The sequence below is a fragment of the Bradyrhizobium sp. AZCC 2262 genome (genome assembly GCF_036924535.1).
Taxonomy (GTDB): domain Bacteria; phylum Pseudomonadota; class Alphaproteobacteria; order Rhizobiales; family Xanthobacteraceae; genus Bradyrhizobium.
On the sequence record NZ_JAZHRT010000001.1, the window covers coordinates 8647328 to 8669972 of the forward strand.

Below are 22645 nucleotides of genomic sequence, written 5' to 3' on the forward strand. Positions count from 1 at the left end.
CCTGCCGGGCGAGCGCGACGATTTTGTCGCGTTAATTTGCGATTTACGTCAAAAGCGATACACGCAGAGCGTGCGTCCGTCTTTTCGACAGGCAATGAATGTGGCCGCGCATGGGCCCTTTCTGCGGCAAGAGATACCTTTTTTTCAGACACTTGTCTGCAAACATCGCCCGCGGTAATGCGCGGGGTAGGCCTAGCGATGTCGACGAAGAAGCGAAGAACATTGGGAAAGTCCAAGCAGGCGGCGATCGTCCGCTTTCGCGGCCGGCCGGTAAAACCCGTAGCCAAGCCTCTCGCCAAACGCGAGCGCCGCCCGCCCGCCGCGACCGGCGAGATCGCGCGCAAGCGCGCCGAGGTCGACGCCGTGCTTGCCGAGGCGCGCAAATCGCACGAGCGCCTGCGGGAGGCGATCGATATCCTGCCGCAGGGCGTCGTGTTTCTCGATGCCGACGGCCGCTATATTCTCTGGAACAAGAAGTATGCGGAGATGTACGGCCGCAGTTCGGACCTGTTCAGGCCGGGCGCGCGGCTGGAGGATACCATCCGCGTCGGCGTTGCGCGCGGCGATTATCCGGAGGCCATCGGGCGCGAGGAAGAATGGATCGCCGCGCGGCTCAAGAAGCTGTACCAGCCCGGCGAGCGCCATGAGCAGACGCTGGCCGACGGCCGCGTCATCCTGATCGATGAACGCCTGACCGAGGATGGCGGCATCATCGGCCTGCGCGTCGATATCACCGAGTTGAAACAGCGGGAGGCCTCGTTCCGGCTGCTGTTCGACAGCAATCCGGTTCCGATGATCGTCTGCGCGCTGGGTGACGAACGTATTCTCGCCGTCAACGACGCTGCGATTCAGCACTACGGTTACAGCCGCAGCGAATTCGAGAAGCTGACGATCCGCAGCCTGCAGGCCTTCGACGCCGGACTGCCATGGACCGGCGACGAACGCGTTGCGACCGCCTGGAAACATGTCCGCGCCGACGGCACGCTGATCGATCTGGCGATCTATTCGCGGCAGCTCATCTACGGCGATCGGCCTGCGATCCTGCTGGCGCTGATGGACACCACCGAACGCAGGCGCGCCGAGGCACGGCTGACTTTCATGGCCCAGCATGACGGCCTGACCGGGCTGCCGAACCGCAATTTGCTTCGTCAGCAGATGGACGAGATCCTGCTGCGCACCCGCCGCAACGCCGAGCAGGTCGCGGTGCTGGTGCTCGGCCTCGACCATTTCAAGGCGGTCAACGATACGCTTGGCCATGGCATCGGCGACAAGCTGCTGCGCGGTGTCGGCAAGCGATTGCGATCGATGCTGCGCGACGACGATGCGCTGGCCCGGCTCAATTCCGACGAATTCGCAGTCGTCCAGAGCGGGGTGACGCGGCCGGAGGATGTGGCGTTCCTGGCGCGGCGCCTCCTGGACGCCATCGGCGATCCCTATCTTCTGGACGGGCATTCCGTCGTGATCGGCGCCAGCATCGGTATTGCGATGTCGCCCGGCGACGGCGATGAATCCGAGAAGCTATTGAAGAACGCCGACCTTGCATTGTCGCGCGCCAAGAACGATTCGCGCGGCACCTTCTCGTTCTTCGAGGCCGGCATGGACGCGCGCGCCCAGAGCCGCCGCAAGATCGAAACCGAGCTGCGCGAGGCCGTGCAGGGCGATACGCTGCGGCCCTATTACCAGCCGCTGGTCGATCTTTCGAGCGGGCGCATCACCGGCTTCGAAGCCCTGGTGCGTTGGCCGCATCCCGAGCGCGGCATGATCTCGCCGGCCGAATTCATCCCCGTTGCGGAGGAAACCGGACTGATCAACGCCGTCGGCGGTTTGATGCTGCGCCGCGCCTGCATGGATGCGGCGCAATGGCCCGACGACGTCCATGTCGCGGTCAATCTGTCGCCGCTGCAGTTCCGCGTCGGCAATCTGCTGTCGCTGGTCGTGGATACGCTGAAGCAGTCCGGCCTGCCGGCGAGGCGGCTGGAACTCGAGATCACCGAGACGCTGCTTCTGGAAAAGAGCAGCGAGGTGCTGGCGACGCTGCATGCGCTGCGCGCACTCGGCGTGCGCATCTCGATGGACGATTTCGGCACCGGCTATTCCAGCCTGAGCTATCTGCGCAGCTTTCCGTTCGACAAGATCAAGATCGACCAGTCCTTTGTGCGCGACCTTGGCGCCTACCCTGACGCGCAGGCGATCGTGCGTTCGATCATCAGCCTCGGCAAGGGCCTCGGGGTCACCATCACGGCGGAAGGCGTCGAGACCGAAGCCGAAGTCAACTGCCTGCGCAATGAGGGCTGCCACGAGGGGCAGGGCTTTCTGTTCAGTCGGGCGCGGCCCAATGCGGAGATCGTCGGCCTGTTGAAGACGCAGGGCAACTGGAGCTCGCCGGCAGGCGCGGCGCTGGTGGCGTGAGGGCGTGGCACGCACCAGGTCGTCATTGCGAGCGCAGCGAAGCAATGACGGATAGCTATTTCGCCGCCTTCCGCTTCCTCAAATGATACGTCAGCGCCAGCGCGACGCAGTGGCGTAGCGCCGCCTCGGGCAGCTTGTCGCCGGCGTCGAGCAGGATCGCGCGGTTGCCGCCATAGCTTAGTTCCGGATAGAGCTCGCGAAACGTTTCGACCAGATCGGTCTGGCAGTGGAAATAGACCGCATAGCGGCCGGCTTCCGTCTTCACCTGGTCGATCCGGATCGTGCTGCCGCTCTTGCTTTCGGTCGTGAGATAGCTCGGCTGTCCCCATTTCAGGGCTTCCTGCAGAGTGCCGACGCCCTTGGTCGCCTTTGCGGTGTCGAAGATCAGCCGGCGCAGTGCCAGCAATTTTGCCTTCACGGGATTTGGATAGGCGCCAAAAACCGCATTCACTGCGGAGTCTGAGTTGCCCGTGCGTTTCTTCGCGGCGCTTTTCTTGACTGGCTTCCCCATCGCTGTCCGCATTCCCATCGATACCCGTTGCGGCGGATAGAGTAGAGCAGGCGCCCGCCCGGCGGAAGCCGGGCCTTGCACCGTCAATCCATGCCTACGCGGCGTCGCGCAGGCCCGCCAGGAACGTGTCGACGCTCTGGTACAGTGCATCGGCCTGTTGGCTGAGCTGGCTGGATACCGCCGCCACGTTGTTGGCCAACGTGCGCGACTGGTCGGCGGACTGGCTGGCGCCGGTCACGTTGAGCGAGACTTCGCTGGTGCCGGTGGCCGCCTGCTGGACGCTGCGGGCGATTTCCCGCGTCGCCGAATCCTGTTCTTCCACGGCCGCGGCAATCGTGGTGGCGATACCGCTGATTTCGCGGATGGTGTTGCTGATGCCGCCGATCGCCGTCACGCAGTCGCCGGTCGCGGACTGGATCGCCGCCACCTGTCCGGCGATTTCCTCCGTTGCCTTCGCGGTCTGATTGGCGAGCTCCTTGACCTCGGAGGCGACGACGGCAAATCCGCGGCCCGCCTCGCCGGCGCGCGCGGCCTCGATGGTCGCGTTCAGCGCCAGCAGGTTGGTCTGGCTTGCAATCGCTCCGATCAGGCGAAGCACGTCGCCGATCTTTTCGGCCGCCGTGGCCAGGCTGCTCACCATTTCGGTGGTCTGTCCGGCCTTGACCACGGCGTTGTCGGCGACCTGGCTGGAATGGGTAACCTGACGGCCGATCTCGGCCACCGAGGACGCCAGCTCTTCGGTCGCGGCGGCAACCGCGTTGACGCTGGCGGATGCCTCGTCGGAGGCGGCTGCCGCGGCGGAAGCGCGCTGCGAGGTACCGCCCACGCTGGTCGTGATTTCGGCGGCCGCACGCTGCATGTCGGTCGTTGCCTGCGCGACCGCGGCGACGACACTCTTGACGTCGGCCTCGAAGCGGTCAGCCATCTGGCGTTGCAAGGCCTTCTTCTCGAGTTCGGTCTGCTGCTTGGTGGCTTCCTGCGCCTCGCGCATGCCGCGCGCCTCGATCATGCTCCGGCGGAACACGTCGACGGCGCCGGCCATGGTGCCGAGTTCATCGCGGCGCTCGCTGCCGGGGATCGTGACGTCGATTTCGCCGCCGGAAAGGCGGTTCATGACCGCGGTGATCGCGGCCAATGGGCGCGACAGGCCGCGACCGAGCAGGAACGCCAGCACGATCGCACCGGCCAGGATGGCGATTGTGCCGAGGATCAGGTTGCGCTGCGAGCTCGCCGCGGCTGCCTCGTACTCGGTCGTATCCTTGATGACTTCGAGGATGCCGACCGGCTGGCCGGCGTAATTCTTGATCTGCCCGAGATAGAGCGCGGACGGCCGACCGCCGATCGTGGCATCGCGGCGCAACGGCTGGCCGTCGAACACGCCCTTCAACTCGCCTGATGTCGCGACCACCTCGTCGCCGAAGGTCGAGGACAGCTTCTTGAAGTCCTTGCCGTCGTACGAATAGACCGCAAGGTCGATGCCGAAGCGCTTCTTGGCGCGATCGACGAATTCCTTGCCGAAGGCGGCGCCGACGTCGACGTTGGCCAGCGTCTTGCCGTCGCGCACGATCGGCGTCATGCCGAAGATCGCGAGCGCCTCGCGACCGGGCTCGACGCCGACGATGGGTTTGCCGGTCTTGATCGCTTCGACCACCGTGGAACGCCGCGCGGAAGCGTCGTCGTCGAACACTTTTGGCGCATGGACGCGGTAAACGGAAATCGCAGGCGCCCGCCAGAATGAGATCAACGGGATGCCCTGCGCCTTCATCGGCTCCAGGACCTCGCCGAGCAGCTTGCCCAATCCATCGCGGTCGCTCTTTGCGAGGGCATCGGCGACCGGCGGCAGGGCCGCGATCACGGATGAGACCGCAAGCGCCGCGCGGCCTTCATAGTCGATGGCGGCGATCACGCTGTCATATTGCAGCTTGAGCTGCTGATCGAGCGCGAGCTGCGTGAGCGAGCGCTGCTGGATGATCGAGAAGGTCCCGAGAATGCCGCAGGCGACGGCCACCGTCAGCGAAATGGCGAGGATCAGCCGAACGGCGATCGAGCGAATTTTGAACATGGGACGTACGGAACTCCAGGGGACGAGGCTCCGTAAGGGATTTCATGAATTGTTTAACAAAGGGAGGTCGCCGGCCGGTCCGTAGAACTACTGGTTACGAATTCATTACCGCATCGTCGGCGGCGTATCGAGATGGCCTGACAGGATCGCCTTGCCGGCATCCTCATAATGGGCGTCGCGGCCCTGGATCTGTTGGGCGATGGCGTGCATGTCGCGAAACCGTCGCTCGAACTTGTTGGCATTGAACACGGCGGTGGCGCCGGCCATGTGGTAGGCGGTGTCGACCACGGCGGCCGATTGATGGATGGTCCAGGTGGTGGCGATACGAAGCGCGATGCGATGGGCCTCCGTGATGGCCTCGCCGCGGGCCAGATCGTGCCAGACTTCGGCCGCGGTCGCGTAGAGATAGGCGCGCGCGGCACGCAGGCTCGCTTCGGTGCGGCCGATCACGCCCTGCACGGCATTGTTGTCGCGCATCGCCTTTTGCGCCTGGGGGGTCTTGGCGCGGGCAAGGTCGCTCGCTGCATCAAGCGTCGCGCGGGCGACGCCGAGCGAGGTGGCCGCAAAGCCCATGCCGAACACCATGTTGGTCGAGAGCTTGTACAGCGGCCCGTTCTCGCGCCGGGCCTGCGGTTCGTCGCGAAGCGCTGCGAATTTCTCTGATATGAAGAGGTTGTCGACCGAATAGGAATCGGTGCCGGTGCCCCTCAAGCCGATCACGTCCCAGACGTCGTACATCGTGGCGCTGGTCACTGGAAACAGGATGGTGCGGATCTCCGGCGAGCCATCCGGCTTGCGCCGCGGCGTGCCGTCGGCCTCGACGACGCGGACATGGGCGCCCAACCAGCTCGCCTGCCGCGAACCGGAGGCGAAATCCCAGCGCGCGCTGGCCTTGTAGCCGCCCGGAACCGCCTGCACTTCATGGTTGATCGCGCCCCACGCCAGAATGCCGGGCGCAACGTTGAAGATCTCGTTGGCGGCGTCCGGATCGAGATAGGCCGCGGTCATGGCGCAGACGCTGCACTGGCCAAGGCACCACGCGGTCGAGGCGTCTGCCTTGGCGATCTCCTCCTGCATCAGCATGAACGCTTCCAGCGAAGCCTCGATGCCGCCAAAACTCTTCGGCAGCAGCGCGCGATAAAGCCCGTTCTCGATCAGCGCCTGTGTCACCGCTGATGTCAGCCGCCGCGTCCGCTCGATTTCGTCGGCTTCGCGAACGATCAGGGGGGCCAGCGCGCGTGCACGCTCGACGAGGTCGAGGCCGGGATGTCTGTTCATGCGTTTCCTCGCATTCTCTTGTTCTTGGGCGCGAGCGAGATGGTGACCCATCCGCCGCTGCCGATCAAGGCGGCGGGATTGCTCTTATGCCGTCGCCCGCTTCAGATCGAGCGACGGTTGCGATGGCCGCCTGGCCGACGGGAAGCTCAGCGCCACGGCGACGGCGGCGATGCCGATGGCGAAGGAGCCGACATAGAGCCAGTTGTAGGCGTGGAAGGTGTCGAACACCCACCCGCCGGCCAATGGCCCGAGCGCCATGCCGAGGCTGGCGAAGGCGGAGACGGCGCCGAACATGCTGCCCATGATGCGCACGCCGAAATATTCGCGCACCAGCACGGCGTAGAGCGGCATCACGCCGCCATAGGCGAGGCCGAAGACCACCGACAGGGCGTAGAATTCGCCGAGGTGGCCGACCGCGAGATAGGTCGCGACCGACATCGCCTGCACGAACAGGCCGCCGACCAGAACGTGCTTGGCGCCGAAGCGATCGGCCAATACGCCGAGCAGCAGCCGGCCGCCAAGGCCGGAGAAACCGGCGAGGCTATAGACGGTGACGGCGGTCAAGGGCGCGATGCCGCAGATCATGGCGTAGCTCACCATGTGGAAGATTGGCCCGGAATGCGCCGCGCAACAGGCGAAATGGGCCAGCGCCAGCGTGATGAATTGCGGGGTTTTGAGCGCCTGCGCGACGGTCCAATGCCCGTCAGGCGCACCGATTCCATTTGCGGCGGCAGGTGTTGAGGGCTGTGGTGGCTGCCGCACCAGAAACGAGGCCGGTACCAAAAGCGCCAATGCAACGATGCCGATCACCAGCATCGCGGTGCGCCAGTCGTAGGTCGTGATCAGCCAGCTTGCGAACGGGGCGACCGTCAGCGGCGAAACGCCCATGCCGGCCGATACCAGCGCGACCGCCAGGCTGCGGTGGTGTTCGATCCAGGCGCTCGCCGCGGCGACCATCGGCGCATAGAAACTGCCGGCCGCAACGCCGATCAGGATGCCGAACGTCAACTGGAACTGCCACAGGCTGGTGGCCTGGCTCGCCCCGATCAGCCCGGCGCCGAGCAGCAGCGTGCCCGACAATACGACGATCCGGGTACCAAACCGGTCGGACAGCGCGCCCCAGAAGAACGCCGCCAGCCCCATCGCGAGAAAGTCGATCGTGGCCGCCGCCGACACGCCGCTGCGCGACCAGCCCATGTCTTGCGAAATCGGCTGCAGGAACACCGCCAGCGAAAGCATCGATCCGAAGGCGACACAGGTCATCAGCGCGCCGACGCCGACCACGACCCAGCCGTAGGAAAATTCGGAGGACTTGCCCATGCGTTTCCTGCTCTTTTTGTAGTTATGATCTGAGCGAGGCAGATGGTGGCTTATCCACCCTCGCGGAGCAAGGTGGGGACGGTAATACCTCTCATTCTCCGGCGCGGGGACCGCAACTTTCTGCTAAGCTGGCCGTATTTCGCGTCGTAATCCTCCGCGAGTACACGCTATGGCGCAACAGGGCTTTCTGCTCATCGCCGATATTACCGGTTACACCATGTTTCTCACGCGCTCGGAGCTCGAGCACGCGCAGGGAATTCTCGATGCGCTGTTCAAGAGCATTTTCGCCGAGATCAAGCCGCCGATCATGCTGTCCAACCTGCAGGGCGACGCAGCACTGACCTATCTGCCCGACGCCAATCTGCCGCAGCGCCAATTTCCGCTCGACGCGATCGAGCGCATCTACTGCGGTTTTGCCAATACGCTCGGCGCCATGCGTCTGAATACGACGTGCACCTGCAACGCGTGCCGCAACATGAACCTGCTCGACCTGAAGTTCTTCCTGCATCATGGCACTTATGCCACGCAGGAGATGGCGGGACGCACCGAATTGCAGGGAGCGGAGGTGATCCGCCTGCACCGGCTGATGAAGAATTCAGTGACGGCGGCGACCGGTATCAAGGCCTACGCGCTGGTGACGGAGCAGGCGGCAGACGCAATCGGCCTGCCGGATTTCTTCGCAGGCTCGATCCGTCACGTCGAGAACCTTGGCGAGTTCGGCGAGACGGTTTGTTACGTTTACGATCTGGCCCCAATCTTTGCGCTATGGCGCGCGACGCGCCGCGTTGTGGTGCAGCACGACGAGCCCCTGGCTTTCGAATCGATGGAGTGTGATCTGCCGGTGCCGCCGGCGATTGCCTGGGCCTATGTCACCGACATCGAGAAGAAGATCCGCTGGCAGCACGGCATCGACGGCATGAGAATGACCGGACTTGCCCAGGGGCGAATCGGGCTGGGAGCGACGCAGCATTGCGCCCATGGCAAGGATTCGACGGTACACGATATCGTCGACTGGCGGCCGTTCGACTACGTCACCTGGCATATCCGGCTCCCGATGGGCGCCATCGTGAGGCAAATGGCGGAACTCACGCCGCTGGAAAACGGAGGCACGCATCTGTCGTTGCGCTGCGCGAAGCCTGAAGGCCCCAATCCCGTGGCGACGGTGCTGGTGCGAACGATCACCCGGCTCGCCATGGCCAAGAAGCTGGTCAGCGATCAACGTGCCTCGAAGGTCGCGCTGGAGCGGTTGGTAGTTGAGGAGACCGCGGCGTTCACCTAGCTAGCGCCCGCCCGTTCAATCCGACTCAGCTATCCACCTTCAGCGCCGCGATAAACGCTTCCTGCGGGATGTCGACCTTGCCGAACTGCCGCATCTTCTTCTTGCCTTCCTTCTGCTTCTCCAGAAGTTTTCGTTTGCGCGTGATGTCGCCGCCGTAGCATTTTGCGGTGACGTCCTTGCGCAGCGCGCGGACGGTTTCTCGGGCGATGATCTTGCCGCCGATCGCGGCCTGAATCGGGATCTGGAACATGTGCGGCGGGATCAGTTCCTTCATCTTCTCGACCATGGCGCGGCCGCGGCCCTCGGCGCGGGTCCGGTGCACCAGCATCGAAAGCGCATCGACCGGCTCGTTGTTGACGAGGATCTGCATTTTCACCAGATCCGCCGGCTTGTAGTCGGTCAAATGATAATCGAACGAGGCGTAGCCTTTCGAGACTGACTTGAGGCGATCGTAGAAATCGAACACCACTTCGTTGAGCGGCAGATCGTATTTTACCATCGCGCGGGAGCCGATATAGGTCAGCTCCTTCTGTGAGCCGCGGCGGTCCTGGCATAGTTTCAGCACGCTGCCGAGATATTCATCCGGCGTGAGGATCGTCGCCTCGATCCACGGCTCCTCGATGTCGGCGATCTTGACCACGTCGGGCATGTCGACCGGATTGTGGATCTCGATCTCCTGCCCATCGGTCAGATGCATCTTGTAGATCACGCTCGGTGCGGTCGCGATCAGATTGAGGTCGAACTCGCGCGACAGCCGCTCCTGGATGATTTCCAGATGCAACAGCCCGAGGAAGCCGCAGCGGAAGCCAAAGCCCAAGGCGGCGGAGGTTTCCATCTCGAACGAGAAGCTGGCGTCGTTGAGGCGCAATTTGCCCATCGCCGCGCGCAGCGTTTCAAAATCGTCGGCATCCACCGGGAACAGGCCGCAGAACACGACGGGAATGGCCGGCTTGAAGCCCGGCAGCATCTCCGTGACCGGCTTGCGGTCGTCGGTGATGGTGTCGCCGACACGGGTGTCGGCGACTTCCTTGATCGCCGCGGTGATGAAGCCGATCTCGCCGGGGCCGAGTTCGTCGACCTGCGTCATCTTCGGCGTGAAGAAGCCGACGCGCTCGACATCATAGGCCGCACTGGTGCCGATCATGCGGATACGGCCACCCTTCTTCATCACGCCGTCGACCACGCGAATGAGCACGACGACGCCGAGATAGACGTCGTACCAGCTATCCACCAGCAGCGCCTTCAGCGTCGCGGTGCGGTCGCCCTTCGGCGGCGGCAGCCGGGTGACGATGGCTTCCAGCACGTCGGGAACGCCCAGGCCCGTCTTGGCCGAGATCATCACGGCATCCGAGGCGTCGATGCCGATCACGTCCTCGATTTGCTGCCTGATCTTTTCGGGCTCGGCGGCGGGCAGGTCGACCTTGTTGAGAACAGGCACGATCTCGTGCCCGGCGTCGAGCGCGTGGTAGACATTGGCGAGCGTCTGCGCTTCCACGCCCTGGCTGGCGTCGACCACCAGCAGCGACCCTTCGCAGGCCGCCAGTGACCGCGAGACTTCGTAGGCGAAGTCGACATGGCCGGGCGTGTCCATCAGGTTGAAGATGTAATCCTTGCCGTCCTTGGCGCGGTAGTTCAGCCGCACCGTCTGCGCCTTGATGGTGATGCCGCGCTCGCGCTCGATATCCATGGAATCGAGCACCTGTTCCTTGCCCGCCATTTCGCGATCGGTCAGGCCCCCGGTCATCTGGATCAGGCGGTCGGCCAGCGTCGATTTGCCATGGTCGATATGGGCGACGATGGAGAAGTTGCGGATGTTGGAAATGGGGGCAGTTGTCATGGGGCGCGGGATAGCATTCACATCCCTGTGCGGCAACCATATTGCTGTATTCTAAGGGGGTTTCTTCACGCCAAGCTGATTTCACTTGAACCGAAAACGCGCTACGCACGGGGCCATGTCGAGTACCTCCATTTCGCCCGCAGCTGCGCGCATAAAACGCATTCCCTCCGTCCGCCGGCTGGCGGCGCGGCTGGCGTCGCTTGCCAGCGATCCCAAGACCGGGCTGTGGCTGGTCACCGGCTTTGCGGCGGTTCACGCGGTGCTGTGGACGCTGATTCTGGTCAATCTGAAGACCGGGCAGGACGTCCATATGGACGTCGCCGAAGCCTACGCCTGGGGGCAGAAGTTCCTGCTCGGCTATGGCAAGCACCCGCCGCTGTCGGGATGGGTCGCCGGCGTCTGGTTCATGCTCTTTCCGGTCACCGATTGGGCGACCTATGCGCTGGCGATGGCGACGCTGGCTTGCGGGCTCGTGATCTGCTGGCTGTTGGCGTTGCGCGTGGTCGATCGCCGCCGCGCGTTCTTTGTCGTAGTGATGCTGGCGCTCTATCCGATCTTCAACTTCAAGGGCTTCAAGTACAATCCGGACCTGTTGCAGCTCGTCACGCTGCCGCTTGTCGTGCTGGCCTATCTCGACGCGTTCGAGAAGCGCAGCATCAAGTCCGGCGTGTGGCTCGGGCTCGCCGGTGCGCTGGCGCTGATGACCAAATACTGGGTGCTGACCATGATCGGCGCCGTCGGCCTCGCCGCGCTGATCCATCCCGACCGATTGCAATTCCTGCGCTCGCCGGCGCCGTGGGTCGGGATTGCCACGCTCGTGGTGGCGATGCTGCCGCACTTGATGTGGCTGAAGCAGGTGAACTTCGTCCCGCTCACCTATGCCGGCGACACCTACTCGCTCACCGACCGCGCGCAGATCGACGATCTCGCGCTCGGCTATGTCTTGCACAATCTCGCGCTGCTGGCGGCGCCGCTGGTGCTCGGCGCGATCGCACTTCTCTGGCGGCCGTTCCGCCTGACGCCGTTTCCAGCCTTGGCGCGCGGCACCAATTCCGGCGTGAACATGTCCCAGGCGCTCAATGTCTGGATCGTCCAGGCGATCGTCGCCATCGGGCCGCCGCTCGGCGCCTTGCTGTTCCACGTCTACATCAAGACCGACTGGGGCATCCCGCTGTTCTTCCTGGTGCCGCTCGCGCTGATCGCGATATCCGCGGTGCGGGTCCGGAAAGTCGCGCTGTTGAACCTGACGGCGACCTGGCTGGTGATTTCGCTCGTCGTGCTGGCGGTCTCGCCAAGGATCGTCGCCTATGAACTGGGCGAAAAGCGCACTGCGGGCGCGACCTACCGGGCGCGTTCCGAACTCGCCCGCGGACTGACGGAAGCCTGGCACACGCGGTTTTATTCCCGCTGGCCGGTGGTCGCGGCCTATACCGATACCGGCCAGCCCGTCACCTTCTACAGCCCCGATCATCCGGCGCCGCTGACCCCGGACGAGCCGTGGTCGTCGGGCCTGACCTCGCTCGACGAAGCGAAGCGATCGGGCTTCATCGGCATCTGCGAGACAGGCGACTGGAAGCTGGAAAAATGCGAGGCGTGGATGAAGGCCCATGCCGCCAATGCCGAGCGCATGGTGATGACCACGAGGCGATTTTTTCTGGGGATGCCCGGCCCGGCGACGGCCTGGGATATCTTCATCGTGCCGCCGGCCAAATAGAAGCAGCCAACCAAGAAAATCAAAAGGGGGTAACGCATGGATCTCGACCTGACGGACAAGACGGCGCTCGTCACCGGTTCGACGCGCGGCATCGGGCTCGCTACCGCCATCGGGCTTGCGCAAATGGGTGCGGAAGTGATCGTCAACGGGCGCGACAAGGCTGCAGTTGACGAGGCCGTGGCAAAAGTCCGACGGGCTGCGCCATCGGCCAAGGTGCATGCCGCGGTGTTCGATCTCGGCCATGCGGCGGGCTGTACCGCGCTGGTGAAGCAATTTCCCGATGTCGACATCCTCGTCAACAATCTCGGCATCTACGAGCCCAAGGGCTTCTTCGAGATCGAGGATGCCGATTGGACCAAAATGTTCGAAGTCAATGTGATGAGCGGGGTGCGGCTGACCCGGCATTATCTGAAGCGGATGCTTGATAACAAGAACTGGGGCCGCGTCGTGTTCGTCTCCAGCGAATCCGGCGTCTTCATCCCGAAGGAGATGGTGCACTACGGCTTCTCGAAGTCGGCGCAACTCGTCATCGCGCGCGGCGCGGCGGAGACGACCAAGGGCACCAACGTGACCGTCAATTCGGTGATGCCTGGTCCTACCTGGGTCGAGATGGCGCCGGTCCGTCTGGCCGCGCGCGCCGAGGCGGCCGGAACCACCGTCGACGATCTCGTCCAGCGTACCTTCACCGAACGCCGCCCGGCGTCGCTGCTGCAGCGTTACGCCAAGCCGGAAGAGATCGCCAATCTGATCTGCTACGTCTGCTCCAAAGCCTCCAGCGCCACCAACGGCGCCGCGCTCCGCGTCGACGGCGGGATTGTCACGAACCCGTTTTGAGATGTCAGACTTCATCCTGAGGAGGCGCGAAGCGCCGTCTCGAAGGATGAATGGCACCGGCGGGGGCCACATGGTTCGAGACGCCGCTACGCGGCTCCTCACCATGAGGGTTTGAGGGTACGAGCCTGTGAAGGCTAGCGCCTCACACGCCTTCTTCGTTGAACTTGTCGGCGACCAGCGCGGCGATCGCATCGACTGCGGCCTGTGCCTCGGGGCCGATCGCGGAGACCGTAACCGAGGTTCCCGGTCCCGCCGCCAGCATCATCAATCCCATGATCGAGGTGCCGCCGACGGTCTCACTGCCGCGAGTCACCCAGACCTCGGCGTTGAACTTCTCGACCATCTGGACGAACTTCGCCGAGGCCCGCGCGTGCAGGCCGCGCTTGTTGATGATCTGAAGTTCCCGCGAAATGGCGCCTGAGGGGCACGCTCGGCCCGAGTTCCTTTTCGGGCGCGGCCTCGTCGCTCATTTGCCGGCGAGTACACGGCTGGCGATGGTCACGTATTTGCGACCGGCTTCCTGGGCCATGGCGATGGCGTCGGGAAGCGAGCGCTCTTCGCGCACCTTGGCAAGCTTGACCAGCATGGGAAGATTGATGCCTGCGAGGACTTCCACCTTGGGACGGCTCATACACGAAATCGCGAGGTTGGAAGGCGTGCCGCCGAACATGTCGGTGAGGATCGCGACACCATCGCCACTGTCGACGCGATTCACCGCTTCGATGATATCGCTTCGACACAGATCGGAGTCGTCCTCGGCTCCAATCGTGATGGCTTCAATTTGTTTTTGCGGACCCATGACATGTTCGAGCGCCGCCTTGAACTCGTCGGCAAGGCGCCCATGGGTCACAAGCACTAGACCAATCATCGGAAACTCCTCGCGGGTGCTTTTTGGTGCACCGCACGAACGCGCCACTTTGACCATCCAGAGGCCCCGCGCAAGAGGGCATCTTGGCTATTGTTCCAGTACTTGGCGGTAAACAGTGAGGCCTGTGCCGGTTTAATCAGTGGCGATATTGGGGCTTATATGGTTACCAATTCCCTTCAGGCAATCATGCGAAGGTTGAACAGAAACTGAACCGGCGGTTGTCATCAGGGCAGCTGCAATCAGCGGCAGTGGCTCATAACCGATTCCAATGGGGATTCGCGGTAGCAAAACACCGTTTAGGCGGATGGAGAGCGCTTCTGGCGGTGGCAGCCGCTCCGCATCGCTGGCCGCGAGATCGACGATCAGGCCGACCATCGCCTCGCTGGCGAAGTCGCAATTGCGAATGCCGAGGCCCCGGACCTCGATCAGGCCGGCCAGTTCCCGCGCCGGGCGGACCCACAATTGTTCGGCGACTGTGTCTAGATGGACACGGTCATCGCCGACCAGAATGGCCGGCGGAAGCTGTCCGGCGCGTCCGGCGAGAATCAGATCGAAGGCCAGCCGCGACTTGCCGGCGCCTGACGGCCCCCGGATCAGCACGGCGCGATCGCCCACCAGCACGGCGGAGGCGTGCACGCTCGCGCCCTGCGTCATCATGGCGCTGGCAGCCGGACCACGAAGCGCGCGCCGAGCACCGTCGGCCTGCCGTCGGCATCGGCCGAGCCGTGGCGATTTTCCGCCCAGATCCGCCCGTTATGCGCTTCGATGATCTGCTTGGAGATCGACAGTCCGAGACCCGAGTTCTGGCCAAAGCCCTGATGCGGCCGGTCGGTGTAGAAGCGCTCGAAGATGCGCTCCAGCGCATCCTCGCCAATGCCCGGTCCGTCGTCATCGACGACGATTTCGATTTCCGAGCGTGCGCGGCGGCAGGTGACGCGCACCTTGCCGCCGGGGGTGGAGAAGGATTGCGCGTTGGACAGCAGGTTGGAGACCACCTGCCCGAGCCGGGAATCATGGCCCGGCACCGAGAACGTGTCGGTCGCGCCGCGGCCTTCGAAGCGCGCCTCGACTGCGACGTCATGACCCAGCCGGGTCTCGTTGGCGACCGAGGTCAGTGTCGTCAGCAGCCGCCGCACATCGACCGGCGCCATGTCCTGGCGCTGCAATTCGGCATCGAGGCGGCTGGCGTCGGAAATATCCGAGATCAGCCGGTCGAGCCGCCTGACGTCGTGCTCGATCACCTCGAGCAGGCGCGCGCGGCTGGTGTCGTTGCGCGCCAGCGGCAGCGTTTCCACCGCCGACCGCAGCGAGGTCAGCGGGTTCTTCAATTCATGGGCGACGTCGGCGGCGAACATCTCGATCGCCTCGATGCGGCTATACAGCGCATTCGTCATGTCGCGCAGCGCGCCGGACAGATGGCCGATCTCGTCGCGGCGGCGGGTGAAATCGGGAATCTCGACACGGGTCTGGATGCGCCGGCGGACGCGCTCGGCGCCGTCGGCCAGCCGCCGCACCGGACCAGCGATCGTGCTCGCCAGCAGGAGCGACAGCACGATCATGACCGCGGAGGCGACGCCGCCGACCTTGAGAATCGCCAGCCGTTCGGCGGTCACCATCTGGTCGATGTCGTCGCCCTGCGTCGAGAGCATCAGCGCGCCATGCACGGCGCGGAAACGCTGCACGGGGACTGCGACCGAGACGATCACCTCGCCGCGGTCGTTGACGCGCACCACGCTGCTCTTGACGCCGTCGAGCGCCTGCACGATTTCCTGGTAGCCCTTGCCGTTTTCCGGACCCAGCTCGCGATACAGCGGCAGGTCGCCGCGGTTGAGCCAGGTGCGGATCGAGATCGTGGCGCGCTCGACGAAGCCCGGCTTCTCCGTCGAAGGCGGCGGCAGTTCGAAACGCAGCACGTCGCCGCGGCCGTAAAGACTGCGGCTGTCGAGGATCATGCCGCCGTCGCCGCCATAGATGCGCGCGCGGGTCTTGGTCGGTGAGATCAGCCGCCGCAGCACCGGCGCGACGCGCTCCGGATTGATCGGAAAATCCAGGCCTGAGGATTCGTCCGGCGCGCCGTAGCTTTCGCCAGGCTTCAGATCGAGCAGGCGGTCCGGATCGATGGTGATGGTGTTGGTTTCGACGGTGGCGGAGGCGGCAATCGCGCCGGCGATGATTTCCGCCTGCACCAGAAGGCTCTGCGCGCGCGCGTCGATCAGGCCGGCTCGGAACTGCGAGAGATAGAGAATGCTCGCGACCAGGGCTACGAGGCCGGCCAGATTGAGCGAGACGATCCGGCGCGTGAGGCTGGAGAAGGACAGCGCGAAGAAGAATTGCCCGGCCCGGCGCAACCAGCCGAGCGGCCGCCGCCAGCCCGTCTCGCCCGCATTATCGTCGGCGACGCGATCCCGTTCGGGGAGCTCCGAAGCATCCTCGTGGTTCAGGCTGGAGTCGAGCTGCGTTCGATCTAGCAATGGCCGAGCTGCCGGTTGTGATGCGTCGCTTTTGTAGTTCTACGCTTTCTACGCCGAACGGGCGGACGTGTCAGTCGGCACTTCCGCCCGCACAACGCAGATCAGGCTTCCTTGAAGCGATAGCCGACGCCGTACAGCGTCTCGATCATCTCGAAATCGTCGTCGACCACCTTGAACTTCTTGCGCAGCCGCTTGATGTGGCTGTCGATGGTACGGTCGTCGACATAGACCTGGTCGTCATAGGCCGCGTCCATCAGCGCGTTGCGGCTTTTCACCACGCCGGGCCGCGTCGCCAGCGCCTGCAGGATCAAGAATTCCGTTACCGTCAGCGTCACCGGCTCGTTCTTCCAGGTGCAGGTGTGACGTTCCGGATCCATCCGCAGGAGGCCGCGGTCGAGGGCGCGCGCATCCGGCTCCTTCGGCACGGCGGTCGGATCCTTGGGCTGGCCGCGGCGGAGCACCGCCTTGACGCGCTCGACCAAAAGCCGCTGCGAGAACGGCTTGCGGATGAAATCGTCGGCGCCCATCTTGAGGCCGAACAATTCGTCGATCTCTTCATCCTTGGAGGTCAGGAAGATCACCGGCAGATCGGACTTCTGCCGCAGCCGGCGTAACGTTTCCATGCCGTCCATGCGCGGCATCTTGATGTCGAGTATGGCTAGATCCGGTGGCGAGGTGCGGAAGCCGTCCAGCGCCGAGGCACCATCCGTGTAGGTCATGATGCGATAGCCTTCGGCTTCGAGCGCGATCGACACGGAAGTGAGAATGTTGCGGTCATCATCGACCAGGGCGATTGTGGGCATGAGCCTGCTTTCGAATAAGAGAGTGGCTTAAACGGCGGGCAATCCAGCCAGACGCCGCATAAATGGGCTTCGTACACGGTCAACGAGCAATGCAAGCTGGGCTGAAGTGTGACCGAGTTCCGCAAAACGCTCCTGCGGTGATGCGCTGCCCCCCATATAGCACCCTCTCGGGCCGAGAAAAGGCCCTTTTTTGCAATAAGATGGCCGGAAAAGAACCATGCAGCCCACCGCAGATTTTGATGCTTCCAAACTAGCCCGTTCGCTGCTGCGGCGCAGCCGGCAGGGCGCGCTCGCCACCCTCAGGCCCGAAAGCGGCGATCCGTATTGCTCCCTGGTTAACGTCGCCAGCCATGTCGACGCATCCCCGGTTCTGCTGATTTCGCGGCTCGCGATGCATACGAAAAATATTCTCGGCGACAGCCGCGTATCGCTGATGCTGGACGAGCGCGCCGCCGGCGATCCCCTGGAGGGTGCGCGAATCATGCTGGCGGGCCGGGCCGAGGAGGCCACAGGGGAGGCTGCGAAAATCCTGCGCCGGCGCTACCTCCACGCCCATCCATCCGCGGAAGCCTTTGTGGACTTCAAGGACTTTTCGTTCTTTCGGATCGTCCCGTCAGGCCTGCATCTGGTCGCCGGTTTTGGCCGTATCATCGACCTCAAGCCCGAGCAGTTTCTGACCGATGTCGGCGATGCTGCCGATTTGCTGGAAGCCGAACAGGGCGCGGTCGAGCATATGAACGATGATCACCGCGAGGCGATGAACCTCTATGCGACCAAACTGCTGGATGCCGAATCCGCCGATTGGCGCTGCACCGGCTGCGACCCCGACGGCATGGACATGCAGGCCGGGACCGCGACGCTGCGGCTCGATTTCCCGGAACGGGTCACCAGCGCCATGGCGTTGCGCAAGATGCTGGTGCGGCTGGCGGGCGAGGCGCGGGCCAAAGGCTGACAAGGGTAGGGTTAACGCTGCCGTTACCGAGCGCGGATTTGAACGGGCGCGGACGTTTGCGCGACCTATTGCAAGCCCGCGCAAGTGACCAGCGAAAGCCTGCATGAAATCCCGCCATCGATTGCTATTTTCAGTGTGTCTCGCGCTGTTGGCGGGCACGTGCCTCTCCATGGCGTCGCTGGCGCAAAAGGGCGATGCCGCCGCGCTCAAGGTCGGAGAGGGCGCCGCGCGTTGAATTATTCTGATTGTGCGTCGCAGCAATTTGGCTCAAGCCAGGCAGCGACGGATGGTCGCGCAACCACGACGGCAAACCAGCGAAAAGCGCCGCAGCAAGCGATTGATGCAGATCAACCGTGCTTGGCTGAATAAACCAAATCGCGTGGATCGGCTTGGCAAGCAGGGCGTTCATCAGTATTAGGTCGCCGGACCGGGGCCGGAAGGCTATATTCAGGGGTCACCGCGACAGAACGCGTCAAGCGACAGGCGCGCGATTCGAGTAACGCGGGTTCGAGGAGGAGTCTTCGTGCAAGAGACGGGTCTACGCAACGGTGCCTTCGGCGCCGACAAATTCGGCTTAAAGAATCTCAAGACGGTGCACTGGAATCTCGGCGCGCCGCAGCTCTATCAATACTCCCTCGCGGCGGGCGAGGCGGTGCTGTCGGCCGACGGCGCGCTGTGCGCGGACACCGGTGAGTTCACCGGCCGCAGCCCCAAGGACAAGTTCACGGTGCGCGATGCGACCACCGACAAGAACATGTGGTGGGCCGGCAACCAGTCGATCACAGCGGATCAGTTTTCCGCGCTCTATGCCGACTTCCTCAAGCATGCCGAAGGCATGACGCTGTTCGCGCAGGATCTCTATGGCGGCGCCGATCCGAGCTTCCAGATCAAGACCCGCGTCTTCACCGAGCTCGCCTGGCACTCGCTGTTCATCCGCACGCTCTTGATCCGCCCCGAGGCCTCGGTGCTGCGCGATTTCGTGCCTGAGCTCACCATCATCGACCTGCCGAGCTTCCGCGCCGATCCGAAACGCCACGGCGTGCGCTCGGAGAACGTCGTCGCGATCGATTTCGCCCGCAAGATTGTCCTGATCGGCGGGTCTTATTATGCCGGCGAGATGAAGAAGTCGGTGTTCACGACGCTGAACTATTATCTGCCCGCGAAGGGCGTGCTGCCGATGCACTGCTCGGCCAATGTGGGACCTAAGGGCGACACCGCGGTCTTCTTCGGCCTGTCCGGCACCGGCAAGACCACGCTGTCGGCCGATCCCAACCGCACGCTGATCGGTGACGACGAGCATGGCTGGGGCAGCGACGGCGTCTTCAATTTCGAGGGCGGCTGCTACGCCAAGTGCATCAAGCTCTCGCCCGAAGCCGAGCCGCAGATCTTCGCCGCCAGCAGCCGCTTCGGCGCCGTGCTCGAGAACGTGGTGCTCGACGAGCGCACCCGCGTGCCGGATTTTGACGACGGCTCGAAAACCGAAAACACCCGTTCGGCCTATCCGCTCGACTTCATCCCGAACGCCTCGCGCACCGGTCGCGCCGGTCAGCCGAAGAATGTCGTGATGCTGGCGGCCGACGCCTTCGGCGTGTTGCCGCCGATTGCAAAGCTCTCGCCGGCGCAGGCGATGTATCATTTCCTGTCCGGCTACACCGCCAAGGTCGCCGGCACCGAGCGCGGTCTCGGCAACGAGCCGCAGCCGGAATTCTCCACCTGCTTCGGTTCGCCGTTCCTGCCGCTCGACCCCTCCGTCTACGGCAACATGCTGCGCGAGCTGATCGCCAAGCACAATGTCGATTGCTGGCTGGTCAACACCGGCTGGACCGGCGGCAAGTTCGGCACCGGCAGCCGGATGCCGATCAAGGTGACGCGTGCACTGCTCACCGCGGCGCTCGACGGCAGCCTGCGCAACGTCGAATTCCGCACCGACAGGTACTTCGGCTTCTCCGTGCCGACGGCGCTGCCGGGCGTGCCGAGCGAGATCCTCAATCCCGTCAACACCTGGAAGGACAAGGCCGAGTTCGACAAGACCGCGCGTAGCCTGATCGGCATGTTCCAGAAGAACTTTGCCAAGTTCGAAGCCCAGGTCGATGCCGAAGTCCGCGCCGCCGCACCGGACCTGAAGCTCGCGGCGGAATAATCGCCACGGTCAAGCTACGCGCCATTCTAAACGACGAGGGCGGCCGCAAGGCCGCCCTTTTTCGTTCTGCGCGCAGCTCCAGCAGCAGTCGCTGGTGCTCGAGGGCGATCTCTCGTTCGGCGATCTCAACCTGAAGGCCGGCGACTTCCACGTCGCGACGCCGTCATCCTCGCATCCGCCGGGGCGCACCGTGAACGGCTGCCTCGTGCACGTCATCATGAGCCTCGACCAGCATTAGAGCATCCCACTCTAGTCTCGGCTCCAGGGGTTGCCCGGCAACACCGCGTTGCTCGGCGTGCGGCGGTCGGTGATCTGCAGGCCGAACAGGCTGCCGACCAGCTCGACCGCGGTGCGCGCGGTGCGGCCGCGTTCGTCGAGGAACGGGTTGAGCTCGACGATATCGACCGAGCGCACCAGATCCGAATCGTGCAGCAGCTCCATGATCAGATGCGCCTCGCGATAGGTCGCGCCGCCCGGCACCGTGGTGCCGACGCCGGGCGCGACGGCGGGATCGAGAAAATCGACATCGAAGCTGACATGCAGCACGCCGTTCCGCGCCCGCACACGCTCGATGATCTTTCGTATCAATACGCCGACGCCGAATTCGTCGATGACGCGCATGTCGGCGATCGCGACGCGTCGCTCGAACACCAGTTGCTTCTCCAGCGGATCGATCGAGCGAATGCCGAACAGGTCGAGCTGGTCGGGACCGATCGAGGCGCGGGGATGGTTGCCGAGCAGCCCGTCTAGGCCGCCTTCGCCGCATAGAAAGGCAGCCGACATGCCGTGCATATTGCCGGTCTCCGTCGTCTGCGGCGTGTTGTAGTCGGCATGGGCGTCGAGCCACAGCACGAACAGCGGCCGGCCTTGCTCCTGCCAGTAGCGCGCAACGCCGTTCACCGATCCCATCGAGAGCGAATGATCGCCGCCCATGAAGATCGGAACGGCGCCGGAGCTTGCCAGCGAATAGGAACGCTCGCTGAGCTCGCGGATCCAACCCTTGATCGTGTCGTAATATTTCGCATTCGCCGGCGGCGGGCCTTCGGCGGCAGCAACGCCGGGTCTCGCCATGTTGCCGTGGTCCTCGACGGCAAAGCCGAGCTGATCGAGAATGCGGCCGATGCCCGCGGTGCGCAGCGCGTCCGGCCCCATCAAGGTTCCGAGTTGCGAAGCCCCGATCTCGATGGGGACGCCGAGCAGGGCGATGCGAGGTGCATTGGCGTCGGACATGCGGGCCTTTTCGAGAATCGTAGGGTGGGCAAAGCGTAAGCGTGCCCACCATCCAAGGCAACGCTTTGGATGGATGGTGGGCACGGCGCAAATGCGCCTTTGCCCACCCTGCGCCGCTACGCCTTGAAATAGGCGATCTGCGTCGTTGTCGCGAGCAGGCGTCCCGACGGCGACCACAATTCGCCGTTCTGGTCGCCGTAGCTCCTGTGGAAGATTTTGGCATCCGCCACCGCCAACACCCGCGTGATGTCCTCGGCGGCGAGTTCGTCCGAGGAGGTGTGGAAGTAAGTCGTGATCGAAACCGTGCCGAACGGGATCAGCTCGCGGCGCGCCAGAAACACCCGGCCGAAAAACGCATCCGACATCGACATCAGCGACAGCATGTCGATCTTTCGCGGCACGTGATCGCCGATCCACTGCTTTGAGTACGCGTCGAGCGGCGAGGGCGCCGGCGAGCCGTAGAAACTCGGCTCACCCTCGACAAAGCGGAAATCATACTGGTGCGTCCACGTCATCGGCGTGTTCGGAAATCTGCGCGCCTGCTCGAACGGCGCAGCACCGGGAAATTTGGCCTGCTGGTGCGACCAGGATGGGCGGCGCTCGGCGAACACGGCGGTCGCCAGCGTTGCGACGTCGCCGCCGCCCTGCGTCATCTCCACAGACCAGTGCTGGCTCGAGCGGTTGGCCTTGACCAGGCGGACGTCGAGATCGAAGGCGCCTTCGGCCACCGGCGCGCAGAAATTCACCGTAAGCGACAGCGGATCGCCCGCCCGCTGCGGATGCTCGATCAGCGCGCGCAGGATGGTGGCGGCCGTGCAGCCGCCGAACGGCCCGACAAAGGCCCAGTAATCCGGGCTGGTCCTGCCCTGCCAGCAGCTATCGCCGGCGGTGACCCGCGTGGCGTCGTCGAACAGGTGCGGGGCTTTGGTCAGCATCT

The 22645-nt window shown here is 64.2% G+C and carries 20 protein-coding genes; 7 read left to right on the forward strand and 13 right to left on the reverse strand.

Annotated features, from left to right (window positions below; genetic code table 11):
* Positions 1 to 198: 198 nt before the first annotated feature.
* A complete protein-coding gene (locus tag V1283_RS40570; protein ID WP_334392173.1) occupies positions 199 to 2409 on the forward strand; it encodes a putative bifunctional diguanylate cyclase/phosphodiesterase in 2211 nt (736 codons plus the stop codon).
* A 55-nt stretch (positions 2410 to 2464) separates the two neighbouring features.
* Here the strand turns inward: V1283_RS40570 and V1283_RS40575 are convergent, their stop codons facing one another.
* The 4 genes from V1283_RS40575 to V1283_RS40590 form a co-directional block, all read right to left on the reverse strand.
* On the reverse strand, positions 2465 to 2860 hold the full coding sequence (locus tag V1283_RS40575) for a DUF1801 domain-containing protein (RefSeq protein WP_334392174.1): 396 nt from the start codon (positions 2858 to 2860) through the stop codon (positions 2465 to 2467).
* Between the two features lie 154 nt (positions 2861 to 3014).
* Positions 3015 to 4982, reverse strand: a complete 1968-nt coding sequence (locus tag V1283_RS40580) for a methyl-accepting chemotaxis protein (protein WP_334392175.1) — start codon at positions 4980 to 4982, stop codon at positions 3015 to 3017.
* A gap of 105 nt (positions 4983 to 5087) precedes the next feature.
* Positions 5088 to 6260 (reverse strand): acyl-CoA dehydrogenase family protein, encoded by a 1173-nt coding sequence (locus V1283_RS40585; RefSeq protein ID WP_334392176.1) that lies wholly within the window; start codon positions 6258 to 6260, stop codon positions 5088 to 5090.
* A gap of 84 nt (positions 6261 to 6344) precedes the next feature.
* Positions 6345 to 7580, reverse strand: coding sequence for an MFS transporter (locus V1283_RS40590; RefSeq protein ID WP_334392177.1), 1236 nt, complete (start codon positions 7578 to 7580; stop codon positions 6345 to 6347).
* Between the two features lie 169 nt (positions 7581 to 7749).
* On the opposite strand from V1283_RS40590, the gene V1283_RS40595 reads away from it, so the two are divergent.
* Positions 7750 to 8859, forward strand: a complete 1110-nt coding sequence (locus tag V1283_RS40595; protein ID WP_334392178.1) for a DUF2652 domain-containing protein — start codon at positions 7750 to 7752, stop codon at positions 8857 to 8859.
* A 25-nt stretch (positions 8860 to 8884) separates the two neighbouring features.
* Here V1283_RS40595 and lepA read toward each other — a convergent pair whose 3' ends face one another.
* Positions 8885 to 10696, reverse strand: a complete 1812-nt coding sequence (gene lepA / locus V1283_RS40600) for a translation elongation factor 4 (RefSeq protein WP_334392179.1) — start codon at positions 10694 to 10696, stop codon at positions 8885 to 8887.
* A gap of 115 nt (positions 10697 to 10811) precedes the next feature.
* Here lepA and V1283_RS40605 point away from each other — a divergent pair, with 115 nt between their 5' ends.
* Entirely contained in the window at positions 10812 to 12410 is a 1599-nt protein-coding gene (locus V1283_RS40605) for a glycosyltransferase family 39 protein (RefSeq protein ID WP_334392180.1), read from the forward strand.
* A 36-nt stretch (positions 12411 to 12446) separates the two neighbouring features.
* A complete protein-coding gene (locus V1283_RS40610; RefSeq protein ID WP_334392181.1) occupies positions 12447 to 13244 on the forward strand; it encodes an SDR family NAD(P)-dependent oxidoreductase in 798 nt (265 codons plus the stop codon).
* A gap of 142 nt (positions 13245 to 13386) precedes the next feature.
* On the opposite strand, the gene V1283_RS40615 is transcribed toward V1283_RS40610, so the two are convergent.
* The 5 genes from V1283_RS40615 to V1283_RS40635 all read right to left on the reverse strand — a co-directional run bounded on the left by V1283_RS40615 (position 13387) and on the right by V1283_RS40635 (position 17386).
* On the reverse strand, positions 13387 to 13656 hold the full coding sequence (locus V1283_RS40615) for an HPr family phosphocarrier protein (protein WP_334393350.1): 270 nt from the start codon (positions 13654 to 13656) through the stop codon (positions 13387 to 13389).
* A 54-nt stretch (positions 13657 to 13710) separates the two neighbouring features.
* A complete protein-coding gene (locus V1283_RS40620) occupies positions 13711 to 14112 on the reverse strand; it encodes a PTS sugar transporter subunit IIA (protein WP_024339151.1) in 402 nt (133 codons plus the stop codon).
* 132 nt (positions 14113 to 14244) lie between these two features.
* Entirely contained in the window at positions 14245 to 14769 is a 525-nt protein-coding gene (locus tag V1283_RS40625) for an HPr kinase/phosphorylase (protein ID WP_334392182.1), read from the reverse strand.
* The gene (locus tag V1283_RS40630; RefSeq protein WP_334392183.1) at positions 14766 to 16583 is read right to left on the reverse strand and encodes a sensor histidine kinase; all 1818 of its coding nucleotides are present in this window, start codon (positions 16581 to 16583) and stop codon (positions 14766 to 14768) included. Before V1283_RS40630 ends, V1283_RS40625 begins: the two co-directional genes overlap by 4 nt.
* Before the next feature lie 101 nt (positions 16584 to 16684).
* A complete protein-coding gene (locus V1283_RS40635; protein WP_027541437.1) occupies positions 16685 to 17386 on the reverse strand; it encodes a response regulator transcription factor in 702 nt (233 codons plus the stop codon).
* Between the two features lie 217 nt (positions 17387 to 17603).
* Between V1283_RS40635 and V1283_RS40640 the strand changes: the two genes are divergently transcribed.
* Positions 17604 to 18338 (forward strand): HugZ family pyridoxamine 5'-phosphate oxidase, encoded by a 735-nt coding sequence (locus V1283_RS40640; protein WP_334392184.1) that lies wholly within the window; start codon positions 17604 to 17606, stop codon positions 18336 to 18338.
* A gap of 130 nt (positions 18339 to 18468) precedes the next feature.
* Here the strand turns inward: V1283_RS40640 and V1283_RS40645 are convergent, their stop codons facing one another.
* Positions 18469 to 18747, reverse strand: coding sequence for a hypothetical protein (locus V1283_RS40645; RefSeq protein ID WP_334392185.1), 279 nt, complete (start codon positions 18745 to 18747; stop codon positions 18469 to 18471).
* A gap of 114 nt (positions 18748 to 18861) precedes the next feature.
* Between V1283_RS40645 and V1283_RS40650 the strand changes: the two genes are divergently transcribed.
* Together V1283_RS40650 and V1283_RS40655 are read left to right on the forward strand one after the other, a co-directional pair.
* Positions 18862 to 20478 (forward strand): phosphoenolpyruvate carboxykinase, encoded by a 1617-nt coding sequence (locus tag V1283_RS40650; RefSeq protein ID WP_334392186.1) that lies wholly within the window; start codon positions 18862 to 18864, stop codon positions 20476 to 20478.
* 94 nt (positions 20479 to 20572) lie between these two features.
* Positions 20573 to 20716 (forward strand): hypothetical protein, encoded by a 144-nt coding sequence (locus tag V1283_RS40655; protein ID WP_334392187.1) that lies wholly within the window; start codon positions 20573 to 20575, stop codon positions 20714 to 20716.
* 11 nt (positions 20717 to 20727) lie between these two features.
* Here the strand turns inward: V1283_RS40655 and rocF are convergent, their stop codons facing one another.
* Positions 20728 to 21708 carry an arginase gene (rocF, locus tag V1283_RS40660; RefSeq protein WP_334392188.1) on the reverse strand — a complete coding sequence of 327 codons (981 nt, stop codon included), beginning with the start codon at positions 21706 to 21708 and terminating at the stop codon, positions 20728 to 20730.
* A 116-nt stretch (positions 21709 to 21824) separates the two neighbouring features.
* Complete coding sequence (locus V1283_RS40665) at positions 21825 to 22643, reverse strand: acyl-CoA thioesterase (RefSeq protein ID WP_334392189.1); 819 nt, start codon at positions 22641 to 22643, stop codon at positions 21825 to 21827.
* Between the last annotated feature and the right edge of the window lie 2 nt (positions 22644 to 22645).

What these genes read in the sequence shown, in the direction of transcription:
- V1283_RS40595 (WP_334392178.1), top strand. Translation starts at nt 7,750, where the DNA reads ATGGCGCAACAGGGCTTTCTGCTCATCGCCGATATTACCGGTTACACC.
- V1283_RS40665 (WP_334392189.1), bottom strand. Translation starts at nt 22,643, where the DNA reads ATGCTGACCAAAGCCCCGCACCTGTTCGACGACGCCACGCGGGTCACC.
- V1283_RS40640 (WP_334392184.1), top strand. Translation starts at nt 17,604, where the DNA reads ATGCAGCCCACCGCAGATTTTGATGCTTCCAAACTAGCCCGTTCGCTG.
- V1283_RS40635 (WP_027541437.1), bottom strand. Translation starts at nt 17,386, where the DNA reads ATGCCCACAATCGCCCTGGTCGATGATGACCGCAACATTCTCACTTCC.
- V1283_RS40585 (WP_334392176.1), bottom strand. Translation starts at nt 6,260, where the DNA reads ATGAACAGACATCCCGGCCTCGACCTCGTCGAGCGTGCACGCGCGCTG.
- V1283_RS40590 (WP_334392177.1), bottom strand. Translation starts at nt 7,580, where the DNA reads ATGGGCAAGTCCTCCGAATTTTCCTACGGCTGGGTCGTGGTCGGCGTC.
- rocF (WP_334392188.1), bottom strand. Translation starts at nt 21,708, where the DNA reads ATGTCCGACGCCAATGCACCTCGCATCGCCCTGCTCGGCGTCCCCATC.
- V1283_RS40620 (WP_024339151.1), bottom strand. Translation starts at nt 14,112, where the DNA reads ATGATTGGTCTAGTGCTTGTGACCCATGGGCGCCTTGCCGACGAGTTC.
- V1283_RS40645 (WP_334392185.1), bottom strand. Translation starts at nt 18,747, where the DNA reads ATGAACGCCCTGCTTGCCAAGCCGATCCACGCGATTTGGTTTATTCAG.
- V1283_RS40610 (WP_334392181.1), top strand. Translation starts at nt 12,447, where the DNA reads ATGGATCTCGACCTGACGGACAAGACGGCGCTCGTCACCGGTTCGACG.
- V1283_RS40605 (WP_334392180.1), top strand. Translation starts at nt 10,812, where the DNA reads ATGTCGAGTACCTCCATTTCGCCCGCAGCTGCGCGCATAAAACGCATT.
- V1283_RS40580 (WP_334392175.1), bottom strand. Translation starts at nt 4,982, where the DNA reads ATGTTCAAAATTCGCTCGATCGCCGTTCGGCTGATCCTCGCCATTTCG.
- lepA (WP_334392179.1), bottom strand. Translation starts at nt 10,696, where the DNA reads ATGACAACTGCCCCCATTTCCAACATCCGCAACTTCTCCATCGTCGCC.
- V1283_RS40570 (WP_334392173.1), top strand. Translation starts at nt 199, where the DNA reads ATGTCGACGAAGAAGCGAAGAACATTGGGAAAGTCCAAGCAGGCGGCG.
- V1283_RS40625 (WP_334392182.1), bottom strand. Translation starts at nt 14,769, where the DNA reads ATGATGACGCAGGGCGCGAGCGTGCACGCCTCCGCCGTGCTGGTGGGC.